The following is a 16,983-nucleotide window of genomic DNA, read 5'->3' on the forward strand; positions in this document are numbered from 1 at the left end:
TTATGATGCGTATTGGACACGGTTTTGACGTTCACAAGTTTGGTGGTGAAGGCCCGGTCATTATTGGCGGTGTCGCAGTGCCTTATGAGCAAGGTTTGATTGCGCATTCTGACGGTGATGTTGCACTACACGCAGTGTGTGATGCATTGCTAGGTGCCATTGCTGCAGGCGATATAGGTCGCCATTTCCCTGATACAGACGCGGAGTGGAAAGGGGCCGATAGCCGTTTTCTACTTCGTGACGTTTACGCAAAAGTGAAAGCGAAAGGATACATTCTCGGTAACCTTGACGTGACCATCATGGCGCAAGCGCCAAAAATGGCACCGCACATTGATGCAATGTGTGCGGCTATCGCGCAAGACCTCGAAACGGACATCAGCAATATTAATGTGAAAGCGACTACCACGGAGCGCCTTGGCTTTACTGGCCGAAAAGAGGGCATTGCTTGTGAAGCGGTAGTCATTATCCGCAAGGAATCCTATGACTGATGTAATGCACTCGCTGGCTTACCAACATGGTAAACCCACAGCGACAGGTCGTTTAAAAGCCCAACCTGAACACTTTTTTGTCAGTGAAACTCTTGATTTTACCCCTGCCGGTCACGGTGAGCATTTTCTTGTTCGCATTCGTAAAATTGGTGAAAACACCAAGTACGTTGCCAATGAACTGGCAAAAGCGTGTGGGGTGAAATCTCGTGATGTGAGCTGGGCGGGTCTCAAAGATCGCCACGCTGTTACCGAACAATGGTTTAGCGTTCACTTACCAGGGCAAGACGATCCAGATCTAACGGAATTTGTTGATACCCATGAAGGTGTCGATGCGATTTTAGAAACGACGCGTCACGACAAAAAATTGCGCCCTGGTGATTTGATCGGTAACCGCTTCTCGTTAGTGATCACAGATTTTACTGGCGATGCAACGATAGACGCGCGTCTAAGCAACATTCGCGACAAAGGTGTACCAAACTATTTTGGCAGCCAGCGATTTGGCCGCAATGGTAACAACGTCGTTTCTGCCCGCGAATGGGGACAAGATAAATTCCGTGTCCGTGACAAAAGCAAGCGCAGCTTCTATTTGTCTGCTGCACGCTCATATATGTTCAACCAAGTGTTGTCAGCTCGTATTGAGCAAGGCATGACGCACACGCCGATGCGTGGCGATATGCTGATTGATGATACTGAACACCTTAAGTTGGTGTTAGACACTGACAAAGCGACCGAGCTGCTTGAGAAAGGCCATTGGCTAATTTCAGGCCCAATGACCGGTGACAACGCGTTACCGACAGAAGCCGATGCGCGAAAATTTGAGCAAAACATCATTGATCAGGAACCTGATTTGCTGGCGGTTATTCGCAGCAACCGCATGCGCCACGACCGCCGTGCACTGATGTTGTTTCCGCAAGAAATGGAATGGATGTGTGAAAAAGACACGTTAACAGTCTCATTCTCATTGCCTGCAGGTAGCTTTGCGACAGCAGTCATGCGAGAAGTGATTGAGGAATCAATGGATGAAGAATTCGATGCACATTCTGATCAGTAATGATGATGGCGTGTTTGCCGAAGGGATTAATGTTCTGGCAGATGCTCTGTCAGAGATCGCAATGGTGACAGTGGTTGCGCCAGATCGTAACCGTTCGGGTGCGTCCAACTCATTAACGCTTGAATACCCGCTTCGCATGCGCCAGGTGGGAGAGCGTCGCTACGCTGTGCAAGGCACGCCGACAGACAGCGTGCACATTGCGCTTAACGAGTTGGTTAAAGAAGACGTCGACTTCGTGATTGCGGGCATTAACCATGGCGCGAACCTCGGTGATGACGTGCTCTATTCAGGCACTGTAGCCGCGGCGACAGAAGGCTTCTTTCTTGGCGCACCCGCGATTGCTGTTTCACTGTGTGGGTCTACACACTTTGCGACGGCGGCTGAAGTGGTTAAGAAAGTGGTGCTAGGTGATAAAACGCAGCCCTTGCCACGTAACCGAATTTTGAACATTAACGTGCCTGACTGCACGTGGGATGAACTTCAAGGCTGGCAAGTGACTCGTCTGGGTGCTAGGCACCGTGCTGAAGGTATGATCCGAGAGAAAGACCCTAGAGGTCAGGATATCTTATGGATTGGCCCACCAGGTGCAACGCAAGATGCAGGCCCCGGCACTGATTTCTATGCCATTGAAAATAAATGTGTCTCTTTAACACCCCTACAAGTCGATTTAACAGCGCATGATACCTTGGATGCGTTGTCGCAATGGGTTAGCGTTACGACGAATAACTAAGGATATTATTAGTGAATTATTCGCATTCACTTATTCAACTATTGCAACAACAAGGGATCACTGACGCAAACGTGCTCGATGCTATCAGCCGTCTACCTCGTCATGTGTTTGTCTCTGAAGCGATGGCGCATCAAGCCTACGACAACAATGCCTTACCCATTGGTTTTGGACAGACTATCTCTCAGCCCTACATTGTGGCAAAGATGACAGAGTTGTTAAATCTGACACATAGCAGTCGTGTACTCGAAGTAGGAACAGGATCGGGCTTTCAGACATGTGTGCTAGCGCAACTGGTTGAGCATGTTTATTCTGTGGAGCGAATTAAGCAGCTACAAATGGTTGCTAAGCGCCGTTTTAAACAATTTGAGCTTTACAATATTTCTACCAAGCACGGTGATGGCTGGCAGGGATGGGCAAGCAAAGGTCCTTTTGATGCAATCATTGTGACAGCGGCTGCAGCAAGCATGCCTAAAGCGCTGTGTGAGCAACTCGCCGACGGTGGGACATTGATCGTACCTGTTGGTGAAACAGAACAAGTTTTGTACAAAGTAATGCGTAATGGCGATGAGTTTGAAACAACAGCAATTGAAGCTGTGCGTTTCGTCCCACTTGTCGCTGGTGATTTGGCTTAGGTATCGTCAAGTGGTTGGGGTTTCAATTCAGTTGAAAGTTCTAGTTTTTCTTTCATTGTTAGCATTTCTCACCGCTTGTACAGTTTCAAGTCCGGCACCTGTTTCGAGTGTCGGACCTGACTATGGTGAAATTGAACGCGGAAGCTTTAGAGGCAGCTATTATGAGGTCCAGAAAGGCGACACCCTGTACTATATTGCATACGTCACGGCCAGAGATGTAAAAGAAATTATTAGTGCAAACAACCTCAAACAACCGTACACCATCTTCCCCGGCCAAAAGCTAAACTTATGGAAGCAAAAGTACGTCCCGCCTACGTATGGCAAGAAGTCTCAGGTACCCGTAGTACCCATTGTACCGGCTGCACCGCCACCAATACCCGTAACAGCATCATCGTCTAAGTCAGCAGAAAAGAATCAAAAAAACGCTCCGCAAATTAAGTCTGGAACCAGTTCTCAGAACAAGAAATCGGTTGAACAGCAAAAAGCGAAGGAGTACAGTCAACCTGTAACAAAAAATAAACCATCTGTTGAAAAAGCTGCTAACAAGCCTGAAACGCAACAAGCGATTTCTTGGCAATGGCCTGCTCGCGGACGCGTCATCTCTGGTTTCTCTAGTTCTGAATTAGGGAATAAAGGTATCGATATCGCCGGCAAGCGAGGACAAAGCATCCATGCATCAGGTGGTGGAAAGGTTGTTTATGCGGGCAACGCGTTACGTGGATATGGCAATTTAATTATCATTAAACATAACGATGATTATCTAAGCGCCTATGCACACAACGACCGCATTTTTGTTTCGGAACGACAGAGCGTCAAGAAGGGGCAAAAAATAGCTTCGATGGGTAGCTCTGGTACGAACAGTGTCCGGTTGCACTTTGAGATACGTTATAAGGGAAAATCGGTTAATCCGTTGAGGTACTTGCCCAAACGGTAAACCGTGACAGTTTTGCTGTACTGTCTTGCTTGCTACGCCAAATTGGGAGGCGCTATGAGTCAGAATAATACTGCAAAGAAAGTCGAGGACTTGGTAGTCGACGAAGCTGAAATGGAACAAATTGAAACTGACGCTGAGGTTGAAACAACCGAAGAAGCTGAAGAATCCGTATCCTTCGCGGCATCATCCAAAGCTTTGGATGCAACGCAACTCTACCTTAGCGAAATTGGTTATTCTCCTCTGCTTACGGCGGAAGAAGAAGTCCTATATGCACGACGCGCATTGCGTGGTGATGAAGCTGCTCGCAAACGCATGATCGAAAGTAACTTGCGTTTAGTGGTTAAGATCTCTCGCCGTTATTCAAACCGTGGTCTCGCTCTGCTTGATCTGGTTGAAGAAGGTAATCTTGGTCTTATCCGCGCAGTTGAAAAGTTTGACCCAGAACGTGGGTTCCGTTTTTCAACGTATGCGACATGGTGGATCCGCCAGACAATCGAACGTGCAATCATGAATCAGACGCGTACCATTCGTCTGCCTATTCATGTTGTGAAAGAGCTGAATGTTTACCTGCGTACTGCACGTGAACTTGCACAGAAGCTCGATCACGAACCAACTGCAGAAGACATCGCATTTCAACTGGATAAGCCAGTCGAAGATGTGAACCGTATGCTTCGTCTTAACGAACGTATTAGTTCGGTCGATAACCCTATCGGCGGTGACTCTGAAAAAGCACTTCTTGATATCATCCCTGATGAGAAAGAAGGTGGCCCAGAGAGCACAACACAAGACGATGACATGAAGAAGTCTATCGTGCATTGGTTACAAGAACTAAACCCGAAACAACGTGAAGTACTAGCGCGTCGCTTTGGCCTATTGGGCCATGAAGCGTCAACGTTAGAAGACGTAGGTCGTGAGATTGGTTTGACACGTGAACGCGTTCGTCAAATTCAGGTTGAGGGTCTCAGGCGTCTTCGTGACATGCTTACGCACCAAGGTTTGAACATCGAATCGTTGTTCAATACTGAGCACTAAGCAGTCCGAACTTTATGTTAGAGAGGTTGCGAACACTGCGCCAAAACATTGTTTAAGCACATTTATGTGTTCGCAAAAAAGCCCCTTTATTTGGGGCTTTTTTTTGCCTGCGATTTGGTGTCTTTATCCGCTAATGGCTTTTAGCATGTAAAGCGCATCGAGTGCCTGACGAGGTGTTAGGTTGTCTGGGTCAATGTCAGCAAACGCTTTTTCCATCTCGCTCAATTCTGGCAGCAATGAAAGTTGCGTTGCAGGTACATGGCTTTGCTCACCGGTTACGACTTCATGCCCGCTTGCTTCAAGCTGACGAAGTTTGTTCTTCGCACGCTGAATGACGGTTTTCGGTACACCGGCTAAACTTGCCACTGCAAGACCATATGATTTGCTTGCTGCACCTTCTTGAACGGCATGCATGAAAGCAATCTCATCGCCGTGCTCAACGGCATCTAAGTGGACGTTGACTAGGCCATCAACCTGACCCGATAACTCTGTGAGTTCAAAGTAGTGAGTGGCGAATAACGTCATGGCTTTGAGTCTTTCAGCCAACCATTCTGCACTTGCCCATGCTAACGAAAGACCATCATAAGTACTGGTACCCCGACCAATTTCATCCATCAATACCAAACTGTTTTCTGTGGCGTTGTGAAGGATGCTTGCTGTCTCGGTCATTTCAACCATAAAGGTCGAGCGACCAGAAGCGAGATCGTCTGATGCGCCAATACGTGTGAAGATGCGATCAACGGGCCCCATGGTGACGGATTCCGCTGGTACATAAGAACCAATATGCGCCAATAGGGTAATCAGCGCCGTTTGACGCATATATGTCGATTTACCCCCCATGTTAGGGCCTGTAATGATCAACATACGGCGACGTGGATGCAGCACCGTTGGGTTGGCAATGAAAGGTGCATCGAGCACTTGTTCAACAACAGGGTGACGACCGCCAGCAATGTCGATTCCACGCGTGTCTGTCAGTGTTGGACGGCAGTAGTTCAACGTCTCAGCACGTTCAGCAAGGTTAGCAAGCACATCCATTGACGAAAGAGCATCAGCAGCACGTTGCAACGTTTCTAAATGCGGAAGTAATTGGTCGAACAGCTCTTCCCACAGCTTTTTCTCGAGTGCGAGGGCTTTTGACTTGGAATTGAGGACTTTGTCTTCATGCTCTTTCAATTCAGGGATGATGTAGCGTTCCGCATTTTTCAGTGTCTGACGACGAACATAATATGGCGGTACAAGGTGACTTTGTCCGCGACTGACTTGAATAAAGAAGCCATGAACCTGATTGAAGCCGACCTTTAAGGTGTCGATGTCATGACGCTCTCGCTCACGCTTTTCAAGCTCATCAAGGTAACGGGTTGCACCATCCGCAAGTTCACGCCATTCATCCAGCTCTGCGTTATACCCTGGGGCGATAACGCCTCCGTCTCTGATTACAACGGGTGGTGCTTCAACCACGGCACGCTCAAGCAACGCCGTCAGTTCTGGCATGGGCGTGGCGGCTTGTTTTAGCGGGATGATCGCATTATCTGTCAGTTCATCGAGCAGTGTTTCTATGTCTGGCAACTGTTGCAAGGCACCACGTAATCTTGCCATGTCGCGAGGGCGTGCAGAGCGAAGCGCCAAACGCGCCAAAATACGCTCCATGTCACCCACTGGGCGAAGAGTGGCGGCAAGTTCAACATAGAGGCCCGAATCTTTCAGCGCTGTAATCGCATCGAGTCGGTCATTCACCATCTCGATGTTTCTGATGGGTTGATGCAACCAGCGTTTAAGCAGGCGGCTGCCCATGGCGGTGGTGGTTTTATCGAGGACGGATGCCAAGGTGTTCTCTAAACCGCCAGAAAGGTTTTGAGTCAGTTCGAGGTTGCGTCGCGTCGCGGCATCTAAGATCACCGATTGATCTTTGTTTTCTTTTACCAAAGAACGAATGTGTGGCAGGGCAGTGCGCTGGGTGTCTTTGATGTATTGCATCAAGCAACCCGCAGCAGCTAAACCTAAACTACAATCTTCAACACCAAAACCCACTAAGTCTCGCGTGCCAAACTGTTGATTAAGTTGCTGCTTTGCGGTGTCGAGGTCGAATTCCCAAATGGGACGACGACGACTCCCTTTGCTCATCTCTGTCAGTGTATGGTGCGTGAAATCTTCTGGATAAAGTAACTCGGCAGGGCGAGTACGTTGCAGTTCCGCGGCCATTTCTTCTTCGGTTGAAGGTTCACTCAATAGAAAACGACCAGAGGTGATATCTAGCGTGGCGTAACCAAAACGATCACCGCGAGAGAAAACTGCAGCCAGCAAGTTATCGACGCGTTCATTCAATAACGCTTCATCAGAGACCGTGCCCGGCGTGATAATACGGACAACCTGACGCTCAACTGGGCCTTTGCTGGTGGCAGGATCGCCAATTTGTTCACAAATCGCGGCGGATTCTCCAAGCTGAACCAGACGTGCGAGGTACCCTTCGACAGAATGGTAGGGTACGCCAGCCATCGGAATAGGCTCACCTGCAGACGCGCCGCGTTTCGTGAGTGAGATATCGAGTAATTGCGATGCGCGTTTTGCGTCGTCATAGAAAAGCTCGTAGAAATCACCCATCCGATAGAAGAGAAGCTCTTCTGGATGTTGCGCTTTTAGTTTGTGATATTGCTGCATCATCGGAGTGTGATTTGCTGTTGCTTGTTCTGTCACGGTTTGGCCTGCAAAATTACAAAGGATAGAGATTAGGTAATAAGGATACGTGAATCGCTGCGAAGCGGTAAAGTATACTTATTGCGATGGCGAGCAAATGAGGCCAATAGAGGGAACGATGGAGCAATTAATTAAACTGGCGACGCAGGTTGGTGAGCGACTGAAAGCTTCCGGCGAGACGGTGACCACGGCGGAATCTTGCACGGGTGGCGGTATCTCATATTTTTTGACAGAAGTGGCGGGAAGCTCCGCATGGTTCGAGCGCGCATTTGTTACCTACAGCAATGATGCCAAACATGAACTGGTCGGCGTAAAGCAAGAAACGTTAGCGGCACACGGTGCGGTGAGTGAAGAGGTTGTCGCTGAAATGGCGGCAGGTGCATTGAAAGCGGCAAACGCAGATTATGCCTTGGCCGTGAGTGGTATTGCTGGCCCTACCGGTGGAAGTGACGATAAGCCCGTTGGCTTAGTCTGCTTTGGTTGGGCGACAAAATTAGGGGTTGTGACTGAAACCTGTTTGTTTGACGGAGACAGGCATGTCATTCGTTTCAATACTATCGCCCATAGCTTATGTCGTTTGCAGTCTTATTTAGAAAGCCAAAAATAAGAGCGGTGACACGAAAGGAAAGAAAAAGTTTGCACAGGGCTAGACACTGTATAAATGGACAGTATACTTAGCAGCAATTGATGAACAGTTATCTGAACGAATATTGCTTCCGTTGGAGAATCAAATGGACGACAACAAACAGAAGGCGCTTGCCGCGGCCCTAGGCCAAATTGAAAAACAATTCGGTAAAGGATCGATCATGCGTCTAGGCGATGATCGCACCATGGACATTGAAACAGTATCAACTGGCTCTTTGTCACTGGATATCGCGTTGGGAGCGGGTGGCTTGCCATTCGGTCGTATTGTTGAAATCTATGGCCCTGAGTCTTCAGGTAAAACAACCCTGACACTTCAAGTGGTCGCGGAAGCACAAAAAGCAGGTAAAACCTGTGCGTTTATCGATGCGGAGCACGCACTAGACCCTGTTTATGCGCGTAAGCTAGGCGTTGATATCGATAACCTTCTTGTTTCTCAGCCTGACACCGGTGAGCAAGCGCTTGAAATCGCAGATGCACTGACACGTTCAGGTGCAGTTGACGTTATCATCATTGACTCCGTCGCGGCTTTGACGCCAAAAGCGGAAATCGAAGGTGAGATGGGCGACTCTCACATGGGTCTGCAAGCACGTATGCTTTCTCAAGCAATGCGTAAGCTGACTGCGAATATCAAAAACAGCAACACACTAATGATCTTCATTAACCAAATCCGTATGAAGATTGGTGTGATGTTCGGTAACCCTGAAACCACCACAGGTGGTAACGCGCTGAAATTCTACGCGTCAGTTCGTCTTGATATTCGCCGTATCGGTTCTATCAAAGAAGGCGACGAGATAGTAGGTAACGACACGCGTGTTAAAGTGGTGAAGAACAAGATTGCTGCACCGTTTAAACAAGCAGAATTCCAAATCATGTACGGTGAAGGTATCAACCTTTATGGTGAACTGATTGACTTGGGCGTTAAGCACAAGTTAGTTGAGAAAGCCGGTGCATGGTATAGCTACAACGGCGACAAGATTGGCCAAGGTAAAGCGAACTCTTGTAAGTTCCTGAAAGAAAACCAGCACCTAGCCAAAGAGCTTGATAAGACACTGCGCGACATGTTGCTACAAAGCGCAACGTTGAGCGAAGAAGACGCGAAAAATAAAGAAGAGCAGCCAGAAGGCGAAGCGTTCTGAGTTTAACTGCACGAGAAAAAGCGGTGGGCCTGTTGGCCCGCCGTGACCATTCAGAACTGGAGCTACGTCAGAAATTGGCGCAGAAACAGTACCCGCCTGAAGACATTGATACCGCCATAGAGCACTGCTTTTATCATGGTTGGATCGATGACAAACGTTTCGCAGAGAGTATGCTTCGGCAAGGTGTTCTAAAAGGACATGGCTGGCAGCGCATTTGCTTTGATGCAAAACGAAAAGGCATTTCAACGCCGCTATTAGAAACCGCACAAGAAAATCAACAACACGATTGGTACGCGCTTGCGAAAGAGTTGGCGGTGCGTCGGTTTGGTGATTATGACGGTGTCTTACCGGAAGCAGACTTCAAACAACGTTCAAAGTGGATGCGTTACTTACAAAGTCGCGGATTTAACTTCGACCAAATTAACTACGCGTTATCCTCTTCTGACTGACTTCTCTATCAATAAACGCAAAAAACTACCCTGACAGCGCCTTACACGACGCGCAAACTTCTCTCCGCCTCTTTTCGCAACTGGTCAGGTTGTTTACAATGGCTCTCAACTGACTCTAGTCAATCGCACCGAAAGCGATTTAGTTGCTACTACAACCCCAATTTCAGGATTAGCCAATGTACATGAGCACCGACGAGATCCGCACAGCGTATCTTGAATTCTTTGAAAGCAAAGGGCACCAGATCGTGCCTAGCTCATCGCTTGTACCTGCAAACGACCCGACGCTGTTGTTTACAAACGCAGGTATGAACCAGTTTAAAGATTGCTTCCTTGGTGCTGAAAAACGCGCCTATACGCGTGCAACTTCAGCACAACGCTGTGTACGTGCCGGTGGTAAGCATAACGACCTGGAAAACGTGGGCTTCACTGCCCGTCACCACACTTTCTTTGAAATGCTGGGTAACTTCAGCTTCGGTGACTACTTCAAAGAAGATGCTATCAACTACGCTTGGGAATTTCTGACTGACGTTTTGAAACTACCAAAAGAAAAACTGATGGTAACGGTTTACGAAACGGATGATGAAGCCTTCGCGCTTTGGAATGAAAAAATTGGCATTCCAGCAGACCGTATTGTGCGCATTGGCGATAAAGAAGGTGGTAAACCTTTTGAGTCAGATAACTTCTGGCAAATGGGTGACACGGGTCCATGTGGTCCATGTACTGAAATCTTCTATGATCACGGCGATCACATCTGGGGTGGTCCTCCAGGCTCACCAGAAGAAGATGGCGATCGTTACATCGAGATCTGGAACAACGTATTCATGCAGTTCAACCGTCAAGCCGATGGCACGATGGAACCACTGCCAAAGCCGTCCGTTGATACCGGTATGGGTATTGAACGTATTGCTGCAATCATGCAGGGCGTTCACTCAAACTACGAAATCGACATCTTCCAAACGTTGATTAAATCAGCGGCGGACGTGATTGGCTATGATGATTTGTCTAACCAATCCCTGCGCGTTGTTGCTGACCACATTCGCTCTTGTGCGTTCTTAATTGTTGATGGTGTGATGCCGTCAAATGAAGGCCGTGGCTATGTACTGCGTCGTATCATTCGTCGTGCAGTTCGTCACGGAAACAAGCTTGGCGCGAAAGGTTCTTACTTCTACAAGCTTGTTGGTCCATTGGCAGAGATCATGGGTACCGCTGGCGAAGAGTTGAAGAAACAGCAAGCATTGGTTGAGAAAGTGATAAAGATTGAAGAAGAGAACTTCGGTCGTACACTTGAGCGCGGCATGGCCATGCTTAATGAAGCACTTGAAAACTTGGAAGGCGATGTGCTTGATGGCGAAACCGTCTTTAAGCTTTACGATACATACGGCTTCCCAGCGGATCTGACCAACGACGTTGCTCGTGAGCGCAATTTGTCGATTGATGAAGAAGGCTTTGAAGTTGCGATGGAAGCACAGCGTCAGCGTGCGCGCGAAGCTGGCCAATTTGGTACTGACTACAACGCGGTTATCAAAGTAGACAACAGTTCTGCGTTTACCGGTTACGGCGAAACGCAAGGTAACGGCCTTATTACCGATATCTTTGTTGACGGCATGTCGACCGAAGCGCTTGCGACGTCTGACGAAGCGGTCATCATTCTTGACCAAACACCATTCTATGCAGAATCAGGTGGTCAGTGTGGTGATGCCGGTTTCCTAATGACGGAAGCGGGTAAGTTCGAGGTTGTCGACACGCAAAAGTACGGATCAGCGATCGGCCACCGCGGTAAGTTGGTAGACGGTACCTTGTCTGTTGGCGATAACGTTGACGCGAAAGTGAATGCTGAGCGTCGCCAAGCGATTGCGCTGAACCACTCAGCAACGCACTTGTTGCATGAAGCACTGCGCATTATTCTCGGTGACCACGTTCAACAGAAAGGATCTTTGGTGCGTGCTGAAGGTCTACGCTTTGACTTCTCTCACCTTGAAGCAGTGAAAGCTGAAGAGCTACGTGCCGTTGAGAAAATGGTGAACGAGCAAATTCGTCTTAACCATGATGTGTCGACTGAGCTGATGGGCATTGACGCTGCGAAAGCAAAAGGCGCAATGGCACTGTTTGGTGAGAAATATGACGATGAAGTTCGCGTATTGACCATGGGCGATTTCTCTATTGAACTTTGTGGTGGTACTCACGCAAACCGCACTGGCGATATTGGTATGTTGAAACTGACGTCTGAAGGCGGTATCGCAGCGGGTGTACGTCGTATCGAAGCGGTTACTGGCCAAGGCGCAGAAGAAGCGTTCTACCGTCAGCAGCGAGAGTTCTCACAAAAGGTAAGCGAATCTCAAACCCGTGCGAAAGCACTGGAGAAAGAAATTCAGCAGCTGAAAGAGAAACTCGCAGCACAAGAGAGCGCAAGCCTCATCAATAACGTGACTGAAATCAATGGCGTTAAAGTGCTTATCAGCAAGCTTGATGGCGCTGATAGCAAAGCACTTCGCACCATGGTTGATGACCTGAAAAACCAAATGGGTAGCGGTGTTGTTTTCCTTGGTAACGTTGCAGATGACAAAGTGGCGTTAATTGCGGGTGTGACTAAAGACCTGATTGGCAAGGTGAAAGCCGGCGAATTGGTGAACATGGTTGCTCAGCAAGTGGGTGGTAAGGGCGGTGGTCGTCCTGATATGGCACAAGCAGGCGGCAGTGATGCAGCGGCATTGCCAAACGCACTTGAATCTGTGACGCCTTGGCTGGCGGAGCGCTTGTAAGCGCAAACGACTGCCTAAGGCAGCTGTAAACGATGTCATTAAGGGCCTCCATTGGAGGCCCTTTTTTGTGATGCGTTTATTATTTGCACTTTGTTTCATTATCTGTATAGTGCATCGCCTTGACGTTTATAAGGTTTTAATTGAAACCTTATTCACCCGTTTTTAGCTCTATTGGATAACATTTCCTTACCATTTGATGTGTGACACCGTGATCTTCTGGGCACAAGGGTCACATTGTCTGGATTGATTGTGCGAATTCTCATTGGCAAACTGGAGTTGGCCAAAGAAATAAGCCATATTGAGAATCCAGACAGGCGTTGATTGTATTGGCGTAGCGCCTGTTAAAGGATGCTCGCAAGGAAGGAAAGTAGTTGTTAGTCCATCTCGGAGCTTGAGCTGCCGTATGAGTTTACTTCGTGCAGTAAGAAGACCAAACAGACTCAACTAGAAGAAAGTTGTAATTACTCAAGGAGTAGAAGAATGCTGATTTTGACTCGTCGCGTAGGTGAAACGCTGATGATTGGTGATGAAGTCACCGTGACTGTACTGGGCGTGAAGGGCAACCAAGTTCGCATCGGTGTAAACGCGCCGAAAGAGGTGTCTGTGCACCGTGAAGAGATCTACATGCGTATCCAAGCTGAAAAAGGTAACCCTGCACCAACAACAGGTAACTTTTAAGCGACACGCAAATGAAATTCCCTGAAGGCCGATCATTTTAATCGGCCTTTTTGTTATCTTTAGATTGTTCATTTAAAAAGCAATTGAGGGAATTTCTAACCGATATCACTCAAGGTCGGTTGAGAAGTGTGCAAACACATCGTGAGTGCAGGTTTTTATAGATAAAGTGTTTGACATATTTCTGGCTCAAAGTAATATGTGCCTCCGCAAGACGGTGAGGTGGCCGAGAGGCTGAAGGCGCTCCCCTGCTAAGGGAGTATACGGTTTATCCCGTATCGAGGGTTCGAATCCCTCCTTCACCGCCATTATTTTGTTGGTGGTTAGTGATAACAATCAACACGTTTTCTCTAGTAAAGAAAACACTGCGCGTGTAGCTCAGCTGGATAGAGTACCTGGCTACGAACCAGGCGGTCGGAGGTTCGAATCCTCCCACGCGCACCATTTTAAAAAGTAATGAGTTGTTTGACTTATTATTGCACCAGATTTGTGCGGTGAGGTGGCCGAGAGGCTGAAGGCGCTCCCCTGCTAAGGGAGTATACGGTTTATCCCGTATCGAGGGTTCGAATCCCTCCTTCACCGCCATTCATTGCCACCACTGAATTTACCTGTAAGGTAATGTTCATTGGTGGCACTGTTCCTTTTATAGCTGAAGGAACGCTTTATGAAAGAAGAAAGCACTGTGCGCGTGTAGCTCAGCTGGATAGAGTACCTGGCTACGAACCAGGCGGTCGGAGGTTCGAATCCTCCCACGCGCACCACTATTTAAACGATAAGCTCCAAGCTTGTTGTGTAACACTGAAAATGCGCGTGTAGCTCAGCTGGATAGAGTACCTGGCTACGAACCAGGCGGTCGGAGGTTCGAATCCTCCCACGCGCACCATGCTTTAAACAATAAGCTCCAAGCTTGTTGTGTAACACCGAAAATGCGCGTGTAGCTCAGCTGGATAGAGTACCTGGCTACGAACCAGGCGGTCGGAGGTTCGAATCCTCCCACGCGCACCATTCTTTAAACGATAAGCGTCAAGCTTGTTGTGTAACACCGAAAATGCGCGTGTAGCTCAGCTGGATAGAGTACCTGGCTACGAACCAGGCGGTCGGAGGTTCGAATCCTCCCACGCGCACCATTCTTTAAACAATAAGTGTCAGTTTATTGCATAACACCGAAAATGCGCGTGTAGCTCAGCTGGATAGAGTACCTGGCTACGAACCAGGCGGTCGGAGGTTCGAATCCTCCCACGCGCACCATTTCCTTTCTGCATGAAAATTCATTTAAGTTGCTTATTTGCGTGTTATCTCAAAAAGCGAACTTTCTGCATCTAATACACTGTTCCTCGTCTTTTGAAGACTTCCTTATTCTTGCCCGATTTATACCTCAAAAAAACGACTTAATACCCTGACATACCGTTACTTTATCTGTTGATTATTTCTTAACAGAACAAGGTTGGTTTACTGCTTTTTGTGTTAACAAAATGATAACATTTGCACGTGTTTATTGCGTCTGAGGCCGAAAATGGCAGAAATGATCAGTATTACAGGATTGTCATTATTGTAGATTGTTAGTATTTTGACCGCATACTTAACTGAATAAGTAAATTCTCAACAAAATGTAAAACACATTTTGTGAGCATTGATGTGCTGTGCAAACACTGCAGGTTTGCCAGTTTAGAAGCAAAGGAAGCTCGTATATGGATCTGGGAAGTACACTCCAGCAAGCTGCTACGCTCATGTTTACTGGCATGGCGGTAGTCTTCGTTTTTCTCACCATTTTGATCGTCTTGGTCAAATTGATGTCCCGCATTGTTCCTGAAGAATTGCCCCCACAAATCGCGTCTACCTCGACGCCTACTCAAAATAACGGGCAAATCCCTGGGGAAACCATTGCCGCCATTTCAGCAGCAGTGAATAAATATCGTAGTCGCCAGCGCTAGCTGATGCGAAACATACAATTACAAGGAGTTATGTAGTATGTCTAAGCCACTCGCTATAACAGATGTTGTCTTGCGCGATGCGCATCAGTCGTTGTTTGCGACACGTATGCGTCTTGATGATATGTTGCCCATCGCGGCAGCGTTGGATGATGTAGGTTACTGGTCTTTAGAAACGTGGGGTGGGGCGACATTCGATTCTTGCATCCGTTTCCTTGGTGAAGATCCTTGGGTTCGTTTGCGCGAGCTGAAAAAAGCCATGCCTAAAACCCCGATGCAAATGCTGCTTCGCGGTCAAAATCTTTTAGGGTACCGCCATTACGCGGATGACGTTGTCGAGAAGTTCGTTGAGCGTGCACACGCAAACGGTATGGATGTATTCCGTATCTTTGATGCGATGAACGATGTGCGCAACTTTGAAAAAGCGGTAAAAACCGCCGTGTCTGTCGGTGCGCATGCGCAAGGCACTCTTTCCTACACCACCAGCCCATTCCACACGATTGATACATGGACAGACTTGGCAAAGCGCCTTGAGGATCTTGGTTGTCATTCTCTGTGTATTAAAGACATGTCTGGTCTACTTCGCCCTTACGAAGCGGAAGAGTTGATTACGCGCATTAAAGCCTCTTGTGACATTCCTCTTGCGCTTCACTGTCATGCAACGACAGGCCTTTCAACGGCAACGGCTGTTAAAGCTGTCGAGGCGGGCTTGGACATTCTCGACACCGCAATTTCATCGATGAGTATGACTTACGGTCATACACCCACTGAAACTGTCGTCGCCATGCTACAAGACACGCCATTTGATACAGGACTTCAACTCGAGAAAATTGAACCTATTGCGGCGTATTTCCGCGAGGTGCGCAAGAAGTACGCTAAGTTCGAAGGCCAGCTCAAAGGTGTTGATTCTCGCATTCTGATTGCTCAAGTGCCTGGTGGTATGTTGACGAACATGGAAGGTCAACTGAAAGAGCAAGGCGCTCAAGATCGTTTAGATGAAGTTCTTCTAGAAATTCCTCGTGTACGTGAAGACCTTGGTTACATTCCTTTGGTCACGCCAACGTCTCAAATCGTTGGTACTCAGGCCGTGATTAACGTGCTCACGGGTGAGCGTTATAAGAGCATCACCAAAGAAACAGCAGGCGTTTTGAAAGGTGAATACGGTAAAGCACCAACCGAGGTAAACGCAGAGTTACAAGCCCGCGTTCTGGATGGTAAAGAGCCTATCACTTGCCGTCCTGCTGATTTGCTTGAAGCTGAACTGCATACGCTGACCGATGAATTGATTGCGAAATCAAAAGAAGACGGCATTTTGCTTGCAGAAGCGCAAGTTGATGACGTACTGACCTACGCCTTGTTCCCACAAGTTGGTTTGAAGTTCCTGAAAAACCGTGGCAACCCAGACGCGTTTGAACCTGCGCCAGGCCTTGAGCCTGCAGCGGCACCAAGTGCACCCGCACCTGCTGCATCTGCTGGCGGTACTGAAGCGTATAGCGTGAAAGTGAACGGTCAGGTTTACGATGTAGAAGTTGGCCCTCAAGGTGAATTGACGTCTGTGGCACCGAGTGCTGCACAAGCTGCACCTGCGCCATCTGCTGCACCGTCTGCGGGCGCATCTGAAGCTGTTGCTGCACCACTTGCGGGTAATATCTTCAAAGTGGTTGCCAAGACCGGTAACCAAGTTCAGGAAGGCGATGTATTGCTGATTCTTGAAGCGATGAAGATGGAAACTGAAGTACGTGCTGCACGTGCTGGTGTGATTCAAGATGTCATGGTGAAAGAGGGCGATTCAGTGACTGTCGGCTCACCATTGATGAATCTGGCGTAAGAGGG

14 protein-coding genes and 8 tRNA genes are annotated in these 16,983 nt (G+C 48.2%); 21 read left to right on the forward strand and 1 reads right to left on the reverse strand.

The window, feature by feature from the left end:
- The first annotated feature begins 5 nt into the window (after positions 1-5).
- The 6 genes from ispF to rpoS are packed head-to-tail and all read left to right on the forward strand — an operon-like array spanning position 6 to position 4,867.
- A complete protein-coding gene (gene ispF, locus BCT27_RS13555) occupies positions 6-488 on the forward strand; it encodes a 2-C-methyl-D-erythritol 2,4-cyclodiphosphate synthase (protein WP_026024721.1) in 483 nt (160 codons plus the stop codon).
- Entirely contained in the window at positions 481-1,539 is a 1,059-nt protein-coding gene (gene truD / locus BCT27_RS13560) for a tRNA pseudouridine(13) synthase TruD (RefSeq protein ID WP_102396023.1), read from the forward strand. The genes ispF and truD overlap by 8 nt, the downstream gene beginning before the upstream one ends.
- A complete protein-coding gene (gene surE / locus BCT27_RS13565; RefSeq protein ID WP_102396024.1) occupies positions 1,520-2,269 on the forward strand; it encodes a 5'/3'-nucleotidase SurE in 750 nt (249 codons plus the stop codon). The genes truD and surE overlap by 20 nt, the downstream gene beginning before the upstream one ends.
- 11 nt (positions 2,270-2,280) lie before the next feature.
- Positions 2,281-2,901 (forward strand): protein-L-isoaspartate(D-aspartate) O-methyltransferase, encoded by a 621-nt coding sequence (locus tag BCT27_RS13570; RefSeq protein WP_017011851.1) that lies wholly within the window; start codon positions 2,281-2,283, stop codon positions 2,899-2,901.
- 31 nt (positions 2,902-2,932) lie between these two features.
- Positions 2,933-3,835, forward strand: a complete 903-nt coding sequence (locus BCT27_RS13575; RefSeq protein WP_102318215.1) for a peptidoglycan DD-metalloendopeptidase family protein — start codon at positions 2,933-2,935, stop codon at positions 3,833-3,835.
- Between the two features lie 54 nt (positions 3,836-3,889).
- Positions 3,890-4,867, forward strand: coding sequence for an RNA polymerase sigma factor RpoS (gene rpoS, locus BCT27_RS13580; RefSeq protein ID WP_102318146.1), 978 nt, complete (start codon positions 3,890-3,892; stop codon positions 4,865-4,867).
- A gap of 123 nt (positions 4,868-4,990) precedes the next feature.
- Here rpoS and mutS read toward each other — a convergent pair whose 3' ends face one another.
- Positions 4,991-7,525 (reverse strand): DNA mismatch repair protein MutS, encoded by a 2,535-nt coding sequence (mutS, locus tag BCT27_RS13585; RefSeq protein WP_198597565.1) that lies wholly within the window; start codon positions 7,523-7,525, stop codon positions 4,991-4,993.
- Between the two features lie 151 nt (positions 7,526-7,676).
- Here mutS and pncC point away from each other — a divergent pair, with 151 nt between their 5' ends.
- From pncC to oadA, 15 genes are all read left to right on the forward strand, one after another.
- Entirely contained in the window at positions 7,677-8,165 is a 489-nt protein-coding gene (pncC, locus tag BCT27_RS13590) for a nicotinamide-nucleotide amidase (RefSeq protein WP_017017967.1), read from the forward strand.
- 124 nt (positions 8,166-8,289) lie between these two features.
- Positions 8,290-9,339: a recombinase RecA gene (gene recA / locus BCT27_RS13595; protein ID WP_017011856.1), complete on the forward strand. Its 1,050-nt coding sequence runs from the start codon at positions 8,290-8,292 to the stop codon at positions 9,337-9,339.
- On the forward strand, positions 9,336-9,788 hold the full coding sequence (locus BCT27_RS13600) for a regulatory protein RecX (protein ID WP_026024722.1): 453 nt from the start codon (positions 9,336-9,338) through the stop codon (positions 9,786-9,788). The genes recA and BCT27_RS13600 overlap by 4 nt, the downstream gene beginning before the upstream one ends.
- 176 nt (positions 9,789-9,964) lie before the next feature.
- A complete protein-coding gene (alaS, locus tag BCT27_RS13605) occupies positions 9,965-12,547 on the forward strand; it encodes an alanine--tRNA ligase (RefSeq protein WP_102396026.1) in 2,583 nt (860 codons plus the stop codon).
- 480 nt (positions 12,548-13,027) lie between these two features.
- Positions 13,028-13,225 carry a carbon storage regulator CsrA gene (csrA, locus tag BCT27_RS13610; RefSeq protein ID WP_017011859.1) on the forward strand — a complete coding sequence of 66 codons (198 nt, stop codon included), beginning with the start codon at positions 13,028-13,030 and terminating at the stop codon, positions 13,223-13,225.
- Positions 13,226-13,438: 213 nt separating this feature from the next.
- Positions 13,439-13,530 (forward strand) — tRNA-Ser (locus BCT27_RS13615).
- Positions 13,531-13,589: 59 nt separating this feature from the next.
- A tRNA-Arg gene (locus tag BCT27_RS13620) sits at positions 13,590-13,666 on the forward strand.
- 49 nt (positions 13,667-13,715) lie between these two features.
- Positions 13,716-13,807, forward strand: a tRNA-Ser gene (locus BCT27_RS13625).
- 99 nt (positions 13,808-13,906) lie between these two features.
- Positions 13,907-13,983 (forward strand) — tRNA-Arg (locus BCT27_RS13630).
- Positions 13,984-14,028: 45 nt separating this feature from the next.
- Positions 14,029-14,105: transfer RNA gene (locus tag BCT27_RS13635), tRNA-Arg, on the forward strand.
- A gap of 45 nt (positions 14,106-14,150) precedes the next feature.
- Positions 14,151-14,227, forward strand: a tRNA-Arg gene (locus BCT27_RS13640).
- Between the two features lie 45 nt (positions 14,228-14,272).
- Positions 14,273-14,349, forward strand: a tRNA-Arg gene (locus tag BCT27_RS13645).
- A gap of 44 nt (positions 14,350-14,393) precedes the next feature.
- A tRNA-Arg gene (locus BCT27_RS13650) sits at positions 14,394-14,470 on the forward strand.
- Positions 14,471-14,910: 440 nt separating this feature from the next.
- Complete coding sequence (locus BCT27_RS13655) at positions 14,911-15,153, forward strand: oxaloacetate decarboxylase subunit gamma (protein WP_017011860.1); 243 nt, start codon at positions 14,911-14,913, stop codon at positions 15,151-15,153.
- Positions 15,154-15,190: 37 nt separating this feature from the next.
- Positions 15,191-16,978, forward strand: coding sequence for a sodium-extruding oxaloacetate decarboxylase subunit alpha (gene oadA / locus BCT27_RS13660; RefSeq protein WP_102315810.1), 1,788 nt, complete (start codon positions 15,191-15,193; stop codon positions 16,976-16,978).
- Positions 16,979-16,983 lie beyond the last annotated feature (5 nt).

The sequence above is a fragment of the Enterovibrio norvegicus genome, assembly GCF_002876705.1.
Lineage (GTDB): Bacteria > Pseudomonadota > Gammaproteobacteria > Enterobacterales > Vibrionaceae > Enterovibrio > Enterovibrio norvegicus_B.